This is a genomic window from Anabaena sp. CS-542/02, from assembly GCF_028331085.1.
Classification (GTDB): Bacteria; Cyanobacteriota; Cyanobacteriia; order Cyanobacteriales; family Nostocaceae; genus Anabaenopsis; species Anabaenopsis arnoldii.
The window spans coordinates 1-19,078 of record NZ_JAQMTM010000088.1 but is presented as its reverse complement, the minus strand read 5'-3'; the positions used below and the strand labels follow the sequence as shown (position 1 = coordinate 19,078).

Below are 19,078 nucleotides of genomic sequence, written 5' to 3'. Positions count from 1 at the left end.
GGAAGATTTTATACGGACAATGGTCTTTTAAGGGGCTATTTTTCTTACTAAGAATACAGACTTTGTACTGTTTTTCTCCCTGGTCACCTTGTCCACCTTGTCCACCTTGTCTTGTCCTTATAAGGGGAGGGGACTGGATTTGATTGTTTTTTGTGTGTCCCCTGTTCCGGTGTTCCCTGTTCCGGTGTTCCCTGTTCCCTAAAATAAAAATTACCTGTTGAAAACTTATCAAACATCCTCTTATATGCAGTACAAAAGTTTAAAGTTATTGTCATTTTTGCAGATCAACATTATAGCTTATTTGTGGTAGTCATCGCCAAAGCAATATCCACCTGTTTGCACACAGATGCTAGGGTGGAAGAGTTATCTAGCACCACATTTGCCCGCGCTGCTTTTTCTTCTAGAGATAACTGGCTATTAATGCGGGTTTGGGCTTGTTCTGGAGTTAAATTATTTCTCTGCATTAGTCTTTGCAGTTGCTGTGATTCCGAACACCGCACAACCCATATTTCTGTGACTAAATAAGTCATCTGAGCTTCAAATAACAAAGGGATAACTAACACCAATGTTGGCGATGGTGATTTGGCCATGGCTTCCTGAAAGCGATGGACTACATAAGGATGTATCAAACTTTCTACCCACTGGCGCTCATCTTCCTGTGTAAAGATAATTGCACCCAGTTGTTCTCGATTCAGGCTACCATCTGGGAGTAAAATTTCTTGGCCATAACGTCCTGCGATCGCCCGGAGAATGTCCGAACCTATAGCTACAGCATCCCTAGCATAAATATCTGCATCAAAAATAGGTATATTTTTAGCCGTAGCCAAATAATTGGCAACAATGGTTTTACCTGTAGCAATACCCCCGGTCAAGCCAATGATGCGTTTATCCATATGTGATTTTAACTTCAAAGCCGGCAATTCAACTAAGATTAAACTATACTTGATTAAATGTTCTTTATTATTGGTCTTTGCGGAAACCAGACAACTCAGCCAAACTATTGAGAGCTTCAGAGCCGATGATCGAAACTAGCCAACGTCGAATTGTTATTGGGGATGTGCATGGACACTACGATGGGTTGATCAAATTAATGGAGTTCATCGCCCCCACATCAGAAGATCAAGTTTATTTTCTAGGAGACTTAATTGACCGCGGTCCTAAAAGCTCACATGTGGTTAATTTTGTCAAGGAAAATAATTATGGTTGTCTACTGGGAAATCATGAACAGATGTTTTTCAAGATTGTCACCGGTGATCACATTTCTACATCAGCAATGCAAGCATGGCTGTATGGTGGAGGTCAAGCAACTATAGCCAGTTACGAAAAAGGTACTATTCCTAAACAACATTTGGAATGGTTGGAATCTTTACCCCTGTACCTGGATTTGGGGGACATTTGGCTGACTCATGCTGGAGTTGACCCGGAGCTACCTTTAGCCGCACAAACAGCCGAGCAGTTTTGCTGGATACGCGACCAATTTCACAGCATTGAACAGCCCTACTTTACTGATAAACTGATTATCATCGGTCATACCATCACCTTCACTTTACCAGGAGTTACCCCTGGTCAACTGGCACAAGGTCAGGGATGGCTCAATATAGATACTGGTGCTTATCATCCCCGCAGTGGCTGGTTGACTGGATTAGACACTATAAATAACATAATTTATCAAGTCAACATTTTTAATAATTCTCTGCGCACCTTACCCTTAGCAGAAGGGGTGGTCATGGTTCAACCTGCTAAAATAGCCACTCGCCGCCATAAGCAGCGAGCATAGGTTATCATTGACATTTTTACTAAAGTATGCTGCGGATTTGGGCGCGATAAGCAGCATTATTTAATCCTTCACCCTGATTGCTAGGTTGGGCATTAATAGAACTTTGGAGGGCATTAATGCGATCGCCTGTACCGGGATGAGTACTTAAAAATGTCGGTACAGACCCGCCACTTTGCATCAGCTTTTCCATAAAGGAAACCATAGCCGATGGGGCATAACCAGCCGCTGTCAGAGCTCGTAACCCTCGGTTATCGGCATCAAATTCATCTTGACGACTGCGGGGACGGTTAAGTGCCAGTTCTATACCAATTCCCACTGCGGTATTGCGATCTAAACCTGCGGCTGAAACTAGACCACTAGCGATGGTGCTTTGGCGCATCTGTTTGACTAAATGCCTACCGCCAATGTGACCAATTTCATGGGCAATTACACTGGCTAATTGCCCTTCATTATCTGCGGCTTTGATTAAACCTGTATGGATATATACAAACCCCCCCAAGGTAGCAAAGGCATTGATGGTGTTATCCTCAACTACTTGAAAGGTGAAGGGAAGCTGAGGGCGATCGCTATTAGCTACCAAGCGCCGGCCAATTTGTTCAACATATTGATTAATTTGAGAATTGCGGCTAAAGCGAATATTATTACCGCGTAACTGCTGATTTATCTGCCGACCCAGATCCACTTCCTGAGCATCAGACATATTAGATATCTGAATTACCTGTATTCCCCGGAACAGAAGAGAGCGGATATCAAACGCCCTTCCCGCCATGGGTGTACTTAGGCACACACTGAGGGCGACAACCACGGCAATCAAGGGATAAAACCAGCGACGCAGCCACCGATGGTGAGCAAAAAAAGCTTGACAATTCATGATCATTAACTGTAATGCAATAAATAACAGGACGAACTTATCCTCCTATAAGTTGCACCTGAGCCTATAAACAAAGCTAGGGTTAGTAGCTAGTATAATTCTCATTATTCTCCTCATAAATTATCTCATAGGAAAACTGCTGATGGCTATTTTAGATTCCAAAGGACGATTGTTTGGTAAAATCAACTTACTTGATTTAGGGGCTGCACTAGTAATACTACTAGTCATAGTTGGTATATTCATTTTTCCCGGAACCACGGGTTCTGTTGCCCAAGTCGGTACGAAAACCGTACCCATTGAAGTTGACTTAGCCGTTCGCGGTTTAAATGTACGCGACCCTCAACGTTTATTTGAGGCCGGATTCACCAAAGGTGGTAAAACTAACGTGATTATTCGGAATCAACCCTACGGTCAGATTGGCATCAAATCCGTGCAACTACTACCGAGAACCCTGACAGTTTCCCAACCAGATGGATCTGTGAAAGAACTACCAGATCCTAGAGCTAATAACTTTAGTACAGATATGCTTTTAACCCTAGAAGGTAAAGCCCAAATTACTGATACTGGACCAGTATTAGGTAACAGCAAAGTTAAAATAGGTACAACCTTTGAATTAGAAGGTTTTAACTATAACTTCAATTCTACAGTGATCGATGTCAGAGTCAAAGATTAATGGGAACATCTCCCGCTAAAGCGGGAGATCAGGTCAACTAATTCAACAAGGTTAAAAACCGGCGAATTAATCCAATAGTCACGGCGGGTACTTCTAACTGGGGCGTTAATCCCACATTTTCTAATGGCTGAAATACTCTGATAGCTTGGGGATTCTTCTGCGCCAGACGACGACCAATTTCTGGTCCGGTGAATTGGGATTTTTGCCCCCAAATAATCCCAGTAGGAGTTGTCAACTGTTGAATATAAAGGGACAAATCAAAACATAAGTCACCACGGACAAAAGACAGGGCTGCATATTCCCCATTTGGTTGTTGGGCAGATTCCAGATAAGCCTCGACAATTTCCTCGTAAATGCGATTAGACTGGGCAAATTGCCTTTGTTCTAAAAAGTTGCGAATACCCGCACTGGTAGCAATTCCAGTGGTATAAAGTAAGCGATCAATGATGGGAACACTAACTACCTGGGCAAAAATACTGCGAGAGTAGTCTTGACCAAAATCTGAGAGTCCCGCCGGTGTCACTAGAATTAAAGACCGAAATAAATCAGGATGGGCGATCGCCACTCGAATTGTGAAAGCCGCAGTCAGGGAAGAAGCGATCACCCTCACAGGTCCTGTACAAGTTTGCTGTAAAAACTCCCGAATCGTCGTCAGATAATCATCAATCATATAGTTTCGGGCTGGATGCTCAGACCTACCCCAACCGATTAAATCCGGTGCTAGAATGCGATACTCAGCCGCAAAAGCCGGATAAACCTTTGACCACTCATAAGCAGAAGAACCACCACCAAAGCCATGTAAGAAAACTAAAGTTTCCTGCTCATCTGTTGCAGTTCCATTCTGCCAAGGTGAGCGAGTGGCGGTATAATAAACCATCTTACCCAGTGAGGTCATTATGGAGCGTTGCTCAAATCCCTGTGGTTGAAACATAAGTATTGATTAGAGTTATGTAATAATCGTATCGCTGGCCTATTGAACCGAGACGGACTACAATTTTAATGATCACTCAGCCAGTAAATTTAAACCTCTGGCCACCGTCATAAATGATTTTTATGGGTCTTGTGCTATTTTTTTTGATAGCCGTTTTATATTAGACAATTTTTTATACACTAGATCAAGACTATGGCAAAGGCTTCATTTTTTATTAAAGTAATTACACAGATACTGCAATGGTCACCTGGAGAGTTGAAAACAAGCAGCTACAAGCAACTAAGTTTCCAGGTATTTTCCGGTCCGGGGGGTATTCTGGGCTTTCTGACAATTGTTCTGGCCATGCTGTTGTGGAACTGGAAACTGCTCTTAGCCCTTGTAGTTGGGGTTGGGGTAATGTTATTAGTTTACTCAATGCAAAAATGGGACTGGCAATTACACTTATCCCAGGTGTGGCGGTTATTAAATAGTCCCAATTCTCGTTTTGCCTTAGCCGTAGGTAGTGGAGGTATTGCCACTTTTAGCACATACATGGCCGCTGCTATCTGGGTTGACTCCAAAAGTTCTTGGATTGCGACCGGTGCCATTGTCCAAGGTTTAGCAACCTTATTAACTTTAATTTTATTGATGTGGCAAATCCTGAGTTTCCATGGAACACAACAGCAAAACAACCTTGATCAGTTGTTAGTTAATTTAACAATAGAAGACCCATTGAAGCGTTTAATTACCATACGGCAAATAACTAAAATTATCGCTCATCACGGAATTGATCGCAAGGTGCACCAAGAAGTAATTCGGTGCTTACAGCTATTACTCAGTCAGGAGCAAGAAACAGTGATCAAAGATGCGGTTTTAGACAGTTTACAGGCTTTAGATGGTTTGCAACCTCTAGCATCCAGGGCAGTGAAAACTTTGCTCCCTCTATCGAGCAAGTCTCAGGTTCCCGTTTCTTCCTCTGGAAAATTAGCTTAATCCTATATTCCACCCCTTGCAGTTACTCGATAAATCAAAGCTTTCACGGCAAATTCGGGCAAAGCCAACATCCGCCGCCAACGCCAGGGTTCTTTATATAGGCGATATAGCCATTCTAAGTTATTATCTGCCAACCAAGCAGGAGCGCGAGTTTTGCTCCCCGACCAAATATCGAAGCTACCACCAACACCAATCCAAATTGCTTGGGGACACAAATCACGATTTTGCGCAATCCATAACTCTTGACGTGGGACTCCCAAACCTACAAAAATTACTTGTGGCTGCAATTGTCTGAGGGTTTGTTTTAATTGCTGTTCTTCTTCTAGGGTATGGTAGCCAGAATGAGTACCTACTAAGTTTAAGCTGGGGATTTTTAGCTGCCACAATTCCTTGGCTTTCACAACTACTTCTGGAGCGCCACCATAGAAAAAAATTTTTGTATCTGTTTGCTGTTGTCCCAGTTCTTGCAGCAGGTTTTCTGCTAGTTCGATCCCCGGAAAACGTTGCACTTTTTGCCACAAAAGCCACCGCAAATACAGGACTACCCCCGCACCATCTGGAATTACTAGGTCGGCATTTTTAACGGCTTGGGCCAGGGTCTGATTCTTTTGTGCCTGCATAGTCATTTCTGCATTCAGGGTCACCACATGAGCACCTCTGCTCTGTCCTAGGGATTCCAGCAGCCAGCCAGGATAGTTGCTCACAATATGAACTGGTATTCCCAGTACCGAAAACTCTTGAGGCGGTTTCAACATAGCCTAATTTTGAATAGGAATTACAGGGGATGATTTCGACCGTTAGTCTATCAAATTTTTTTTCATTGAGCAAAAAAAGTAATTATCTTCTCAACACCATAAGAATATGAAAATTAGTTACTTGGGGAACTTTTACTGTCACATCTATTTTCAAGTTAAATTGATATATTATGCTGCCTAATTTGACTATGAATAAAATTCGGATTGCTGTCATTGAAGATCATGAACTTACTCGTCTGGGGATTAGGAGACTTTTAGAACAAAGGGCGGAAATTAAAGTTGTAGGAGAAGCTGCAAATGCGGTAACAGGTCTGGAAATGTTAAAAAAGGTACAACCAGATATTGCAATTATCGATATTGGTTTACCAGACAAGGATGGTATTCAACTGACACGAGAGTTGAAAGCTCTCTCTCCTGCAAAATATTCACCTACAAAAGTGTTAATTCTCACCCTTCATGATCATCAAGAATCTGTACTGGCTGCTTTTGCTGCTGGCGCTGACTCTTACTGTATGAAGGATATTACTTTTGATACTTTACTGGTAGCGCTGCGGAATACTTACCAGGGCAATTCTTGGATTGATCCCACGATCGCCAGGATTGTCTTACAAGCAGCACAGGCAAATACCCGATTATTAACAGATGAGCAAAATATTTTCCCCGCGGCAGATTCTCAGGGTGAGAAGAACAATACCCCAGCTTATAACCTGTCAACCAGGGAAGTACAAGTATTACGCTTAATGGTTGATGGTTGTACTAATACTGTCATTGCACAACGACTCTATATTAGCATTGGGACGGTGAAAAGTCATGTCAGAAGTATTTTGAGTAAGCTAGGTGCTGATGACCGCACCCAAGCCGCAGTACGTGCTTTGCGCCATGGATTGCTGGGTTAATAAGAAGAAGCTAGGTAATCGAGTGGGTTTTTTGATGATTTCCCGTCAGTCATCATGCAGTATATAGAATTTCCCATGCTCGTGAGGTACAAAGTTGTTTAGTTTCAGGTAACAGGGAACAGGGAATAGGCAATTGATGTGTACTTCATTAGCCTGAAAAAGGCTTTATATAAATAAATATTAAGTTAGTTAATAATTTTTGCTAATTTTATTTGATTTATTACTAGCAATTCCTAAATACTGAATATAGTAGCAACCCTAAACCTAATGGCATAGCCCTAAAACACCCAGGATTGTCAAGTGGGTAGAAAATCACCACTACTAAACCAAAGTTATGACGAAATCTATGGCAGCTTTATTTTGTTTGTCCCCACGCTATCGCCTTGATGATGAATTGCCTTGGCTACAAGGTATAGATCCCAGTCGTCATTACTGGCTGTCAGTGAATGGGGACAGAAATGTAACAATAGCTATACCTGGGTTAGTAGTTTCCTCAATAACTGAGTGGAAGCGGGCTATCCAGCAGTTTCGCTCTTTGCAGCCAGGGAAACAGATGACAGTAAATAGAATTGCCAGTGCTTCCACAATTCACTGTGTTAGTCTTAACTGTTATGCTGTGGAAGGTGAAATTAATGGCGCTCCTATTTGGCATCTGTTTGATCAAGAAACTTTAGATAGTTTATTGATGACTGCACACCCAGATTGGCAATGTGCGCCATCAGATATTGATTTGGGTCGGAGATTGTTACTGCGCTCCTTGGCACAAACCGCCGCTACCAAAAAATAGGCTAATCTGCCCGACGTAGACTCAGCAACTCCTGCGGAGAAGCTAAGACGTTAATTTTAGCGGCGATAATTTGCTGCTGTAAAAAACCTACCCTTGTGAGTATTACTAAGTTGACCGTTTAATAGACAAACGTGTACACTCATAGACAAACCTATGGGTGATTTTATGTTTAAGCCTCATGAATTTGCTAAAAAAATTGGTGTTTCAGTATCGCCTCAGCAAGAATTCACGGCTTTTCTGGCCGGTTATACGGGTTGAGGAATTACTCCAAAGAAATTAAGGATAGCCTTATGAATGCTATTGACAAACCTCTACAAGATATGTCAGACTTAGACAGCAAAGAAATACAGTTTTGATGTCGAGCAATGCTTTTATCCATTAAAACAAAACTCAAGTTAAATAAAACCCAAGAAATATTAATGGCTAAACACGCTGGTATATCCAGGTTTACCTATAATTGGGGTTTAGCAGCGTTAATCCACCCTTACCAAGGGGGTTAGCAACAAAATCAAGTCCCATTCCCTTCACAAGGGAATGGTGAGGGTGGGGTAATACAATATTTGATACATTAATCATAACTTTTAAAACATTCTCTTAGAGTGGGAAGTATAAAATGAGTGACTTTCTTCCTACTGCAATAGTGACTTTTGTCATACATAGCCAAGATATTTCTAGGTTGATAATATCTTGAGAAGAAGTTGAAGTTTTGTCTGACTATGATTGCATTCTACCGGGCTGAACATAGAATTACTCCCATGGCTCCTACTTGATCTATCAGCCACAAAATTACTTACTTCAGCCGAAGACATAAACAAAGACTAAAATGTAATATAAAGAAAGATTAAGCAATTATAAGGCTAAATCCTAGTTTAGTAGTTTACCTGAGGGATAAATGTTGACAATTGGCTCAAGATATGATTTCAATTTTGGCACTTAATCAGGTGATGAAAACTAAGTGATATTAGTAGGCTATTCTTATTTATGGTTACGCAAGTAGAAGTTCCCTTCCTGGGCAAAAAAGTTAAACATCCATTCCGCTGGGTAATTGGGTTAATAGCAGTGGGTTCTTTAGCAGTGGGTACAACTATTACCTATAATCTGATGAATCGAACTAATGAACAAGACATTACTCAATTAACTGTCCCTGTAGAAGCACAAAATGTGACTTTGCGAATTGCAGCCAGTGGTAAGGTAGTGCCAGTTCAAAGTGTGAATATTAGTCCCAAAAACCCCGGTGTGCTGGCGCAATTATATGTAGAACAAGGCGATCGCGTGAAACAAGGGCAAGTTTTAGCGCGGATGGATGTGGGTGATATACCCGCCCAAATCCTGCAATACCGCGCTAATTTAGCCCAAGCCCAGGCACAGTTAGATCAAGCCCGTGCGGGGACTCGTTCTCAAGAAATTGCCCAAGCTCAAGCCCGTTTAGCCCAAGCCCAGGCGCAGTTAAATCAAGCCCGTGCGGGAAATCGTTCTCAGGAAATTGCCCAAGCTCAAGCCCAGGTAGATTCAGCCCAAGCTTTGGTAAATCTTACACAATCACGGCTAACAAGATACGGAGAATTACGGGAGCAAGGGGCAATTGCTCAGGACCAATTAGAACAATATGTTACTGACCACCAAAGGGCAAAAGCGGCTTTAGCAGAAGCACAAAAACGCTTGTCACTATTGGAAAGTGGTAGCCGCAATGAAGAAATTGCGGTCAGGGAAGCCGCAGTCACCGAGGCTAAAGCTGCATTAGTTCTGCTACAACAGGGTAGCCGTCCGGAGGAAATTGCTCAACGTCAAGCCGCAGTTAAAGCCGCTGAAGCTCAAGTTAAAGCAGCAGAAGTGCGCTTACAAGATAGTGTGATTCGTGCGCCTTTCTCTGGAATTGTCACTCAGAAATACGCTAACGTTGGCGCTTTTGTTACTCCCACAACTTCCGCTTCTACTAGTGCATCGGCGACTTCTAGTTCTATTGTCGCAGTTGCACAGGGTTTAGAAGTACTCGCTCAAATCCCAGAGGTGGATCTTGGCAGAATTGAACAGGGACAGCAGGTAGAAATTGTCGCTGATGCTTATCCAGATCAAGTTTTTCAAGGTCATGTGCGCCTCATCGCTCCCGAAGCGGTGGTAGAACAAGGTGTAACATCTTTTCAAGTTAGGGTATCCCTGGATACAGGTACTGAAAAACTGCGATCAGGTTTAAATGTGGATTTGACTTTCTTGGGCGATCGCATTAGTGATGCTTTGGTGTTACCGACAGTAGCAATTGTCACGGAACAGGGGAGAACAGGGGTATTAGTAGCAGATGAGAAAAATCAACCCAGTTTCACCGAAGTGACTATCGGGGCGCAAATCGCCGACCAAACTCAAATTTTACAGGGAGTAAAACAAGGCGATCGCGTGTTTGTCAACCCACCACCAGACTACAACAAGAGGGGGAATAACCGATGAATTTCCTAGAAAGTATACAAATGGCGGGTAAAACCCTGGTGTCTAATAAGTTGCGTAGCGCCCTAACTATGCTGGGGATTGTCATCGGGAATGCTTCAGTAATTACCATGATGGGAATCGGCGAAGGTGGACAAAGGTTTGTTAACCAGGAACTAGAATCTTTAGGCCCTAATGTATTATTTGTAATTCCAGGGAATCGCGCCACTATGCGCATATCTAGGGATGTCCCCAAAACTTTAGTTTATGAAGATGCAAAGGCGATCGCTAATCAAGTACCAACAGTAGCAGCAGTTGCAGGGGAGTTGAATAGTCGGGAGGTAGTCACATACCGTAACCAAAACACTAACGTCAATATCATTGGTACTACTCCCTCGTTTTTGAAGGTTCGTGACTTTGAAACTGCGATGGGGCGATTTTTTACAGACCTAGATATGAGACGCAATAACCAAGTTGTGGTTCTAGGTGCTGAGTTAGCAGAAAGACTATTTGGAAATAGGAACCCCGTCGGTGAGCAGTTGCGGATTAAAAATGCCAGTTTTCAAGTTATTGGGGTACTAGAAAGTAAAGGCTCAAATTTAGGTGTGAATTACGACGAAGCAGCGGTAATCCCACTGATGACCATGGCTAACAGAATTGTGGGGCGCACTTCTCCCTACGGATTAGAGTTAACTTATCTTGTGGTTTCGGCTAAAAATGCTGAGAGTGTGGATGCAGCTAAGTTTCAAATTACTAATTTACTGCGGTTGCGGCACAAAATTACTGGGGAGGATGATTTCACTATCAATACCCAAAAGGATGCTTTACAAACCGTCGGCCAAATTACTGGCGCATTAACTATTATGCTGGCGGCGATCGCTAGTATATCTTTATTTGTGGGCGGTATTGGCATTATGAATATTATGCTGGTTTCAGTTACCGAACGCACCCAAGAAATCGGACTGAGAAAGGCTATCGGTGCTACCCAACAAGATATTTTAGTTCAGTTTATGATTGAAGCTGTGATTGTTTCGGTTATGGGTGGTGTGGTTGGGACTGCAATCGGTGTCAGCGGTATTCTACTAGTAGCAGCAATCACCCCCTTAGAAGCAGCAATTTCTCCGGGTGCAATTGCTACAGTTGTTCTTGTCTCCGGTGGTGTTGGTTTATTTTTTGGTGTAGTTCCGGCCCGTCGTGCGGCTCAACTTGACCCCATTGTGGCTTTAAGAAGTGCTTAAGGTCTGTGACACCTTCCCTATACCCTATACCCTGTTCCCTGTTCCCTGTTCCCTTCCTATGAAAAATACCATCGCAATTACCGATGCTCTTGGTGCTCATCCCCCAATTCCATCAGCAATTATTCGCCTAGAAAATATCTTTAAAATTTACGGGAGTGGAGAAACGGAAGTTAGAGCACTCAATGATGTGAATTTGACCATCAATGAGGGGGAATATTGCTCAATTATGGGTCCCTCTGGTTCTGGTAAATCCACAGCTATGAATATTATTGGCTGTTTGGATCGCCCTACTACGGGACATTATTATTTAGATGGCCTGGATGTAGCAACCATGAATGATGGTGAGTTGGCAAAAATTCGGAATATCAAACTGGGGTTTGTGTTCCAACAGTTCCATTTATTACCTCAACTCACAGCATTAGAAAACGTCATGTTACCAATGGCATATGCTGGTGTCAACCCCACGGAAAGAGGCGATCGCGCTAGGGAAGCATTAATCAAGGTGGGTTTAGAAAAACGCCTGAATAACAAACCCACTCAATTATCAGGGGGACAGCAGCAACGGGTGGCGATCGCCCGTGCTATTGTCAATCGTCCCGTTGTCTTGCTAGCTGATGAACCCACTGGCGCTCTGGATTCTCAAACTACCCAGGAAGTTTTAGATATTTTCACCGAATTAAATCACAGTGGAATCACGGTGATTATGGTTACCCATGAGTCAGAGGTGGCGCGTCAAACCCAGCGGATTATTTGGTTCCGTGATGGCGCTGTGGTTCACAACCATTTGACACCAGAGGACTTAACCGCATTAACTATGTCTTAGAGGCTGTTTGTCAGGTCATGATTAGTGTATCAACTATTGTTTGACCCCACCCTAACCCTCCCCTTGTAAAGGGAGGGGACTGGATCTCACTAATTCCAGCCATTTTGATTGAACCGTCAACCGTCAACCGTCAACCGTCAACCGTATCCATTAACTCTGCTGCTTCTGCTAAAAGTTGTTGTTGTTCTGCTTGAATCACTTCTAAACGTTTAGAGATTTGAGCTAATCGCTGATGTTTGTTGTTATCGAAAGTTTCAGAGTTTATAGGTAAATTTTTTAGTGTATTATCTAATTTAGAATCTCTCACTGATTGAAGAGCAAAACCTGTAAATTTAGTCAAAGAAACAAAGCTAACTTTAATCACAGACCAAATTAATTTAACTGGAATTTGGAATAACGACCAACTAGCTGTTTCAATCAGGCGGACAATGACTTTAACAATGCTCCCAATCAAGGCGATCGCAAACAGCAAAATCACTATAGTGACAATGGGGTGACTAGCCGCCCAGCCCAACAGATGAAGGAACCGCAAAAATCCAGGGTGTTGAGTCAGCCAATTATTTACAGAATCAGTCACAACAGTTTGCAATGCTGATGATGTAGTATTTTTGATTTGTTCGGCACTTTGCAAAGTTTCATCTACAGAGTCCTTAACTTTTTGGAAAGTATTAATAACTGTATCAACTACTTCACCTGTCTGTTTACTTGCTGTTGCTTTTAAAGACTCACTAAACTGCTGTTTTGAGTTAGCTATTGAGTCAACACCTTGGTTAAGCACATTTTTAGTTGCTTTCCAACGTTCTGTAATTTCTGGGGATAAATTTATTAGGTATTGGCGCGATCGCACCCGGACGATTTCCCCCGCTGCAAGGTCAGTCACTGGCTTTCCGTAGCCTCCACGTGCTGTTATACAAAAAAAGCGAGAAAGTTCTCGCTATAACCAACAGAAGAATATTATACCTCTTTTGGTAAGTCTTATGTTCTCCCCGACTAAGTATTTTATACAGACACTAAAAGAGACGGGAATATAACCTTAGATGGTCAATGCGATCGCGCCATAGATTCACAATCAGGTCAGTCAACCAGTCCGGGGAATGAATTCCCCGTCTGAAAGCGAAAATCCTCTGAAGAGGATTAATGAAGATGTTGAGACAATTTCTAATCGGTTTCAACCGATTTCCGCTATTAGCCCGGAAATTGATTTCTGGGCGTTGGGGATGCATTGATCAAAAAGGTTGAAGTAATCCAGGATTGTTTAGTATTTTCTGAATCCACAAATACAGCCATTTTATTTGAACCGTCAACAGTCAACGGTATGGCTGACGCCACGCTATCGCTATCGACTCCGCTCACCGACCACCGTCAACAGTCAACCGTCAACAGTCAACCGTCAACAGTCAACCGTCAACCGTCAACCCTTCAAATTAAATCTGGGAAAAACTCAGTTCCCAACCCTTCCAGAGTAGATACCACCAGAGCGCGATCTAAAAAGTGATTACCGCGTTCACAGGATGTTTCCGCAATCAGCAAGCATCCATGACAAGCGGAACCATGTAAAAAACGCTCCTCTTGTTCATCATCAGGACGATGTTGGGCGCATACTGGGTCATTAGAACATAATCGCCCTTGCTCTAGTGCAACTTCTAAATGGTGTTCAATGCGTTTACCAACTTCTACCAGTCCCCCTAAAGTTCCTTCGGAGCCGGAGGAACCAGTATATAAAAGAATACCATAACCCCCTTCATTAGCATAGATGCGTTCACGGATAGAACTAGCAGCATAACCGCATTCTAGGGAGACAGACATAATTAATAGATGTGATAATGAATGCAGCATAATATAGGGTAAACCCGGAAACTTCACCTTGTCTTTTTCCTGGTCTATACCTTTGTTGGCGCACCAGATGTCAAACCCCCTAGACAGTTCACGTCCCCGTTTTTTCACTGATTCCCGTTGTAACCAAGCTTCTATAGCTTCTGTCCGAAAGGCAATAAATACACCCTCCCCTTTGTTCTCAATGGCTGGAACCCAACTAGGTTCAGTATCCAAGGCCGCACGCCTGACATTAATATCTAGTTCACCATCAATATCTGGCATTTCGGCCTCAAACCGTGTAAACCCTACCTGGGCGATCACTTCCCGTAAGCGATGTACTAAAACAATTCTTTCAATCAGAGGAGAAAAAGCAGGTGTTAAATCATCCAAACTGCGCGCAGTTGCATAAAAATTACCATCTGGTTTATCTTCCCCCACGACAGGGCTAGAAAGTAGGGTTTCAATTTCTGCTTGTTTAATACTTTTATAGAGTTTTTCCACTCCACTTTGTCGCCTCTGGACCTCTTCCCATACGGCTTCATCGCTAAATTGTTCGATCGCCGTCTTTACTTTTTTCTTTTTGCGTTCCCTCTGAATATCGTTGAGACTTTCTGCAGATTGTAAAAAATCTTCATACACTTCGTTAACAGCGTTTTGTAAAGGTGCGTCCCGGTCAGGAAGGGAAATCACGCTCAGGACTTGGGAGAAATAGGCATTACTCGCCGACCTGACTAGTAAACGATTGTATTCTGGTTGACCCGTAGATTCACGAATACAAGAAAGTTCTTGAGCAGAGGAACCAATCCAGGGGCGGTGTCCCTGACATTTCCCCAATACTTTGCCATTGGGAATAGTAGCATTAGCCAGGGGGCGGCGTTTTTTACAAGCTTCGCAGCGTACATAAATTTCGGCAAAGTCGTTACCAGAACCGGCTTCATCTAACCATAGTTGACCGCGACATTTTTTATCAGAGCCATCATGGACAAAACCAGACCAATCAATATCACTGATATGTCCTTTAACGCAAGCTTGTACAAAGCGAACGGGGACAACTGGTACTTTCTTTTTTTGAGCATCGAGATATTTACCACCGGTTAAATCAGTCCAACGTAATAAAGGGCGGGTACGATAAATTTTTTTACCCTTGATGTTATTTCTGGGGTCTTCCCAAGTTTCCTTAACTTGAGCTAAACACCAAGTAGGGAAAATAAAAGCCTTAACTCCTGTACGGATATCCCCGGGGTTTTGTGCGTCTATTGGTGGTGCATAGAGTTTAATACTATTGACACCCAAAATTTCAGCAACTCTACTTGCTAATCGCGGCTCATAGATCAGTTTTTTGTCACCACGCCAATGATTTAACCCAGCGATGATTACAGAATGGTTGGGTAAATCTACCATGGAACCGGGGCCAAAGCTGGAAAGCATTTGACTTTGGCGTATTTCTCCTTCTGGGGGTCTTTTGTTGTCAGATTTACTCATGATTTTTATTCCTCCTCTATTTTTTCAGGATTGATTACCCAGATGTTGACTGTTGGTTCAACATCGCGCAAACTCCGCTGGGCTTTAAATTTCTGAGCTGCTGAACTTTGTTTGTCTAGTTCGGGGTCGAGGGTGTCAAACAGCAGGGGGGGTGCTGCGCCTACTTCCCGTTGATATTGCAAGGTGGTTTTGTTATTGGCGATGGTTTCCCAACTATCGAGTAGGTCTTTAACTCGGCTTTCGACTTTTTCACCTTGTGCTTGTGCTTGACTAGGTTCGGTCTCTTGCATTTGTGCGCGTTGGGTGATGGTGTCAATGACGAACTGTAATTGATCACGATGTTGAGCAATGTCAAAAGCGCCCATTGGTGGGGTCATTTTGGGATGTCCCAAACGTGCTAAAGCGACGGTAATGGCTGCAATCCCTCGGTCAATGGCGCGGGGGGAAAAGGGGGTAACGCTTGTGGCTTCTACGGCTCGGTAAAATGTAGAATGCCAAGCACCAAAACGTTCATAATGGGAGCGATCGCGGGGACGATGAATATTGAGTAAAGTTACTACTAACCCTGGTCGCTCCTCATCCCTTCCCACTCGACTGGTAGCTTGGATATATTCCGCGGCGGTTTTGGGTTGACCCAGAACTACCATTAAACCTAAGCGCGTAATATCTAAACCCACGGAAATCATATTAGTAGCTAAGACAACATCAACTTTATCTGCTTGGGTAAAGGTTGATTCCAGGTGTCGTTTAGTCTCTGCAACTTGGCTAGTATTGACGCGAGAAGTTAATTCTTCAATTTCATCGGCAATTTTACGGTCAGCAAATAAGCCAGTAGTTTCATTAATTCTCAACCGTTGACTGTAAGTCAACAGACGAGATTTAACTTCATCTTCGATAATCCGGCGACTTCCTCCCAACTCCCGCACAGAATTAAAGTAACCTAACAGAGTCATGTAGGGGTCGGCGGGGTTATGGGGGTTTTTCTTCCCTCCCAACTCTAACCAGTGCTTCTGGGCTGCGCTTAATAATGCTAGATAGGTACGTAATAATACTACCTTTAAACTGCGTCCTTGGGCGGCAATACCTACATATATCCGGGGGTTTTTTACAGTTGGTGAAACAGTTTTAGCAAAAAATGAATCTCGTCTGTCTGGGCCTGGTGGGGGGAAGATATCAACCTCACTGCGACCAAATAAAGCTTGAATTTGTTGATGTGCGCGGCGGACTGTAGCGGTGGAAGCGACGATTTTAGGGCGAATCTTTTTCCCGTTGATTTCTTGGGTACACAAAGCATCAATGGCGGTTTCATATAGTCCTACCATTGTTCCCAAAGGACCGGAAATTAAATGTAATTCGTCTTGGATAATTAAATCTGGGGGTGGTAAATGACCACCTAGGGTTTTACCGCCCTTTGGTTGTGTCGGTCCATAAAATCCATCATCATCATAGCGGTCTACTTTGCCAAATAACGCTCCTGTTTCTCCCACCCAAGGTAAACTGGCGAATTTATCCACAGTGGAAATCATAAAACAAGGTAAGCGGCGATAGATTGGTTCATCCACAGCGACTATTGGTAAAGCTTGATTTCTGGAAAAGTGACAGCGCCGATTGGCACAAGATACACGCAGATTTGTAGGATGATCAGGGTTGGGGTATAATTGAAAGGAATTGCGGTTAAATTTAGTCCCACACCAAGGACAACTTTCTAGGGGAATTGGTGATGGTTTGCCATCGTCTTTTTGGAAATCAAGGGTTCTTTTTCTGGCACTATAATCATCATTGTCTCCTTTTTTACCCATGCGGTTAGGGGTAGACCCTTGTCCTACCCAAAGTCCGATTTCAAAAGGCCAGGTTCCTAACTGTTGGGGGTTGTTTTGACGTTCTATTTCTAGGGCGCAAATCATCGCCGCAGCGCGTCCCAGTTGGTCAAGGGTTAAAAGCCGCAGGGTGTAACGCATGAGGACACTTAACCCAGCGGATTTGATACCGGGGTAACGTAGTCGCCTAAGAACTAGGGTAAAAGCTGCAAGTCCTAAGTAAGCTTCGGTTTTACCGCCACCGGTGGGGAAGAATAATAAATCAACTAATTCCCGATCGCCTGTTTCCGGGTCAGCTATTCCTGTTAGGTTCATCAATAAAAACCCTAGCTGGAAAGGTCGCCACTTAGGGGCTTCTACGGACTCCGGTGTAATATCTTTGCCGTGGGTGACCCGTTGACGGATGTATCTGGCAATGGTACGATTAGCAATAGAGAAGGCGGTAAATATTTCCGGGTCTTGTAAAGCTGTGATTCCAGCTTTAATGCGTTGATTGGCAACTTCTGCCCGGTCAAGTAATTTCTGGGCGACGGTTAAACGTTTTGCTGTGGTTAACGCCAGGCGATCGCTATCAGTGGGACATTGATGGCGTTGGTTTTCAATCCACCGGGCGTAAGCATCGCTCATGGGAGTGAGCATATTTTGCAATGCTTCCGGTGTAGATGCCTTAGCTAAGGCTTCCATCCCCAATTCTACCTTGGCCACAGGGCTGGCTATCACCTTTTCTACATCTGCCGTGGGTATCCAAGCAGTTTGAATATTATGACAATCCCCATCAGAATTAGTCAAGGAAATGGCAGAAACGTTATGACCCACAGCATACTCATAATCATCACGGTATTGCAAGTCTGCCACATTTTCATCCCAATCGTTGTCATCTCTTCCCCGTAAATTGGGACGGGGTACTAATGGCTCTGGGGTATTTATAATTAAGGTTGTTTGAAAGGTATAACTAATATCCCGTTGTTTATCTACAGTCACCAGACGATTATTGACTAAAAATACTGAAACTGAATAGGTTCCCTCTGGTATTAATTCTTGGTAACCTACATTGCGGATGGAAATAACCAGTTTTAAACCGTCACTATCAGGTACAGAGTAAGTTATTTTGTCTTGGTCTTGGGGATGGTCTGGGAGTGGAATAGTCAGATCGGCTTGTTTGGGTATACGTTTCCAGCATCCCGATAAATTTTGAGTAGATTTGTCTGGGGGGGTCTGATCTATCTTATCTGGGGGTGAGAGAATATCTAGCTGTGTATATGAAGTTTCAACTTCTGGGTGATGGTGATCTTTAATGGGGAAGTAATCACCCCACTGTACTGTAATATTCAGTTGGCTGGCATTTTGAGGAACTAAGAAACTTAAACCCATGGATGATGGGAAAAAAGCTTTTTGAGCAAAGGGTTTTTCTGGTACGTTTTCATCTTCAGCGGTGCTACCACCTTCCATCAGGTCTAAATTCTCATTCACTGTATCATCTATCCGTTGTTCTAAGGGCGCACCACTGGGAACTAAAAAACCTGAAAGATACCATTTTGATGGTGCTTGATCAAGAATTTCTTCCTGGTGGTCTATATCTTCAGGAGTCGGACCGATGAGGTCAAGTTGTAAAGCGGTGATCAGCTGTGATCTAACTTGGTGAGATGTTGTATTATTTTCCATGTATTTTGTTTAATATTTGGTATCAATCCGACTCCGGTGGTTGAGCGAAGTCGAAACCACCATCGGCGAAGTCGAAACCACCATCGGCGAAGTCGAAACCGCGATCGCCCCTAATGTTCCCTTCGACTACGCTCAGGGAACATACCGACTCCGGTGGTTGAGCG

General features: G+C 43.3%; 17 protein-coding genes. 10 read left to right on the top strand and 7 right to left on the bottom strand.

Annotated elements, in window-relative coordinates; translation table 11 throughout:
• Nucleotides 1-290: 290 nt before the first annotated feature.
• The gene (gene coaE, locus PN447_RS10380; protein WP_271762890.1) at nt 291-893 is read right to left on the bottom strand and encodes a dephospho-CoA kinase; all 603 of its coding nucleotides are present in this window, start codon (nt 891-893) and stop codon (nt 291-293) included.
• Between the two features lie 125 nt (nt 894-1,018).
• Between coaE and PN447_RS10375 the strand changes: the two genes are divergently transcribed.
• On the top strand, nt 1,019-1,777 hold the full coding sequence (locus PN447_RS10375; protein ID WP_271762888.1) for a metallophosphoesterase family protein: 759 nt from the start codon (nt 1,019-1,021) through the stop codon (nt 1,775-1,777).
• Between the two features lie 19 nt (nt 1,778-1,796).
• On the opposite strand, the gene PN447_RS10370 is transcribed toward PN447_RS10375, so the two are convergent.
• Entirely contained in the window at nt 1,797-2,648 is an 852-nt protein-coding gene (locus PN447_RS10370) for a M48 family metallopeptidase (protein WP_271762887.1), read from the bottom strand.
• A 142-nt stretch (nt 2,649-2,790) separates the two neighbouring features.
• Between PN447_RS10370 and PN447_RS10365 the strand changes: the two genes are divergently transcribed.
• Complete coding sequence (locus PN447_RS10365; protein WP_271762885.1) at nt 2,791-3,321, top strand: DUF4330 domain-containing protein; 531 nt, start codon at nt 2,791-2,793, stop codon at nt 3,319-3,321.
• A 37-nt stretch (nt 3,322-3,358) separates the two neighbouring features.
• Here the strand turns inward: PN447_RS10365 and PN447_RS10360 are convergent, their stop codons facing one another.
• Entirely contained in the window at nt 3,359-4,252 is an 894-nt protein-coding gene (locus PN447_RS10360) for an alpha/beta fold hydrolase (RefSeq protein ID WP_271762884.1), read from the bottom strand.
• Between the two features lie 192 nt (nt 4,253-4,444).
• Here PN447_RS10360 and PN447_RS10355 point away from each other — a divergent pair, with 192 nt between their 5' ends.
• Nucleotides 4,445-5,224: an armadillo-type fold-containing protein gene (locus PN447_RS10355; protein WP_271762883.1), complete on the top strand. Its 780-nt coding sequence runs from the start codon at nt 4,445-4,447 to the stop codon at nt 5,222-5,224.
• Nucleotides 5,225-5,226: 2 nt separating this feature from the next.
• Here PN447_RS10355 and PN447_RS10350 read toward each other — a convergent pair whose 3' ends face one another.
• Nucleotides 5,227-5,979 carry a WecB/TagA/CpsF family glycosyltransferase gene (locus PN447_RS10350; protein WP_271762881.1) on the bottom strand — a complete coding sequence of 251 codons (753 nt, stop codon included), beginning with the start codon at nt 5,977-5,979 and terminating at the stop codon, nt 5,227-5,229.
• 188 nt (nt 5,980-6,167) lie between these two features.
• Between PN447_RS10350 and PN447_RS10345 the strand changes: the two genes are divergently transcribed.
• From PN447_RS10345 to PN447_RS10320, 6 genes are all read left to right on the top strand, one after another.
• Complete coding sequence (locus PN447_RS10345; RefSeq protein ID WP_271762879.1) at nt 6,168-6,875, top strand: response regulator; 708 nt, start codon at nt 6,168-6,170, stop codon at nt 6,873-6,875.
• Nucleotides 6,876-7,221: 346 nt separating this feature from the next.
• The gene (locus PN447_RS10340; RefSeq protein ID WP_271762891.1) at nt 7,222-7,662 is read left to right on the top strand and encodes a hypothetical protein; all 441 of its coding nucleotides are present in this window, start codon (nt 7,222-7,224) and stop codon (nt 7,660-7,662) included.
• A 365-nt stretch (nt 7,663-8,027) separates the two neighbouring features.
• The gene (locus PN447_RS10335; RefSeq protein WP_271762877.1) at nt 8,028-8,162 is read left to right on the top strand and encodes a helix-turn-helix domain-containing protein; all 135 of its coding nucleotides are present in this window, start codon (nt 8,028-8,030) and stop codon (nt 8,160-8,162) included.
• 481 nt (nt 8,163-8,643) lie between these two features.
• On the top strand, nt 8,644-10,101 hold the full coding sequence (locus PN447_RS10330; protein ID WP_271762876.1) for an efflux RND transporter periplasmic adaptor subunit: 1,458 nt from the start codon (nt 8,644-8,646) through the stop codon (nt 10,099-10,101).
• Nucleotides 10,098-11,315, top strand: coding sequence for an ABC transporter permease (locus PN447_RS10325; RefSeq protein ID WP_271762874.1), 1,218 nt, complete (start codon nt 10,098-10,100; stop codon nt 11,313-11,315). Before PN447_RS10330 ends, PN447_RS10325 begins: the two co-directional genes overlap by 4 nt.
• A 58-nt stretch (nt 11,316-11,373) precedes the next feature.
• Nucleotides 11,374-12,138: an ABC transporter ATP-binding protein gene (locus PN447_RS10320; protein ID WP_271762873.1), complete on the top strand. Its 765-nt coding sequence runs from the start codon at nt 11,374-11,376 to the stop codon at nt 12,136-12,138.
• A 130-nt stretch (nt 12,139-12,268) separates the two neighbouring features.
• Here the strand turns inward: PN447_RS10320 and PN447_RS10315 are convergent, their stop codons facing one another.
• Entirely contained in the window at nt 12,269-13,018 is a 750-nt protein-coding gene (locus PN447_RS10315; RefSeq protein ID WP_271762872.1) for a hypothetical protein, read from the bottom strand.
• Nucleotides 13,019-13,232: 214 nt separating this feature from the next.
• Here PN447_RS10315 and PN447_RS10310 point away from each other — a divergent pair, with 214 nt between their 5' ends.
• Nucleotides 13,233-13,364, top strand: coding sequence for a hypothetical protein (locus PN447_RS10310; RefSeq protein WP_271762871.1), 132 nt, complete (start codon nt 13,233-13,235; stop codon nt 13,362-13,364).
• A gap of 193 nt (nt 13,365-13,557) precedes the next feature.
• Here PN447_RS10310 and drmB read toward each other — a convergent pair whose 3' ends face one another.
• Both drmB and drmA read right to left on the bottom strand, forming a co-directional pair.
• Nucleotides 13,558-15,435: a DUF1998 domain-containing protein gene (gene drmB / locus PN447_RS10305; protein WP_271762869.1), complete on the bottom strand. Its 1,878-nt coding sequence runs from the start codon at nt 15,433-15,435 to the stop codon at nt 13,558-13,560.
• A gap of 5 nt (nt 15,436-15,440) precedes the next feature.
• Nucleotides 15,441-18,914, bottom strand: a complete 3,474-nt coding sequence (gene drmA, locus PN447_RS10300) for a DISARM system helicase DrmA (RefSeq protein ID WP_271762867.1) — start codon at nt 18,912-18,914, stop codon at nt 15,441-15,443.
• Nucleotides 18,915-19,078 lie beyond the last annotated feature (164 nt).

Coding starts and splice junctions, on each gene's coding strand:
- coaE (WP_271762890.1), bottom strand. CDS start 893: ATGGATAAACGCATCATTGGCTTGACCGGGGGTATTGCTACAGGTAAA.
- PN447_RS10375 (WP_271762888.1), top strand. CDS start 1,019: ATGATCGAAACTAGCCAACGTCGAATTGTTATTGGGGATGTGCATGGA.
- PN447_RS10370 (WP_271762887.1), bottom strand. CDS start 2,648: ATGAATTGTCAAGCTTTTTTTGCTCACCATCGGTGGCTGCGTCGCTGG.
- PN447_RS10365 (WP_271762885.1), top strand. CDS start 2,791: ATGGCTATTTTAGATTCCAAAGGACGATTGTTTGGTAAAATCAACTTA.
- PN447_RS10360 (WP_271762884.1), bottom strand. CDS start 4,252: ATGTTTCAACCACAGGGATTTGAGCAACGCTCCATAATGACCTCACTG.
- PN447_RS10355 (WP_271762883.1), top strand. CDS start 4,445: ATGGCAAAGGCTTCATTTTTTATTAAAGTAATTACACAGATACTGCAA.
- PN447_RS10350 (WP_271762881.1), bottom strand. CDS start 5,979: ATGTTGAAACCGCCTCAAGAGTTTTCGGTACTGGGAATACCAGTTCAT.
- PN447_RS10345 (WP_271762879.1), top strand. CDS start 6,168: ATGAATAAAATTCGGATTGCTGTCATTGAAGATCATGAACTTACTCGT.
- PN447_RS10340 (WP_271762891.1), top strand. CDS start 7,222: ATGGCAGCTTTATTTTGTTTGTCCCCACGCTATCGCCTTGATGATGAA.
- PN447_RS10335 (WP_271762877.1), top strand. CDS start 8,028: ATGCTTTTATCCATTAAAACAAAACTCAAGTTAAATAAAACCCAAGAA.
- PN447_RS10330 (WP_271762876.1), top strand. CDS start 8,644: ATGGTTACGCAAGTAGAAGTTCCCTTCCTGGGCAAAAAAGTTAAACAT.
- PN447_RS10325 (WP_271762874.1), top strand. CDS start 10,098: ATGAATTTCCTAGAAAGTATACAAATGGCGGGTAAAACCCTGGTGTCT.
- PN447_RS10320 (WP_271762873.1), top strand. CDS start 11,374: ATGAAAAATACCATCGCAATTACCGATGCTCTTGGTGCTCATCCCCCA.
- PN447_RS10310 (WP_271762871.1), top strand. CDS start 13,233: ATGAATTCCCCGTCTGAAAGCGAAAATCCTCTGAAGAGGATTAATGAA.
- drmB (WP_271762869.1), bottom strand. CDS start 15,435: ATGAGTAAATCTGACAACAAAAGACCCCCAGAAGGAGAAATACGCCAA.
- drmA (WP_271762867.1), bottom strand. CDS start 18,914: ATGGAAAATAATACAACATCTCACCAAGTTAGATCACAGCTGATCACC.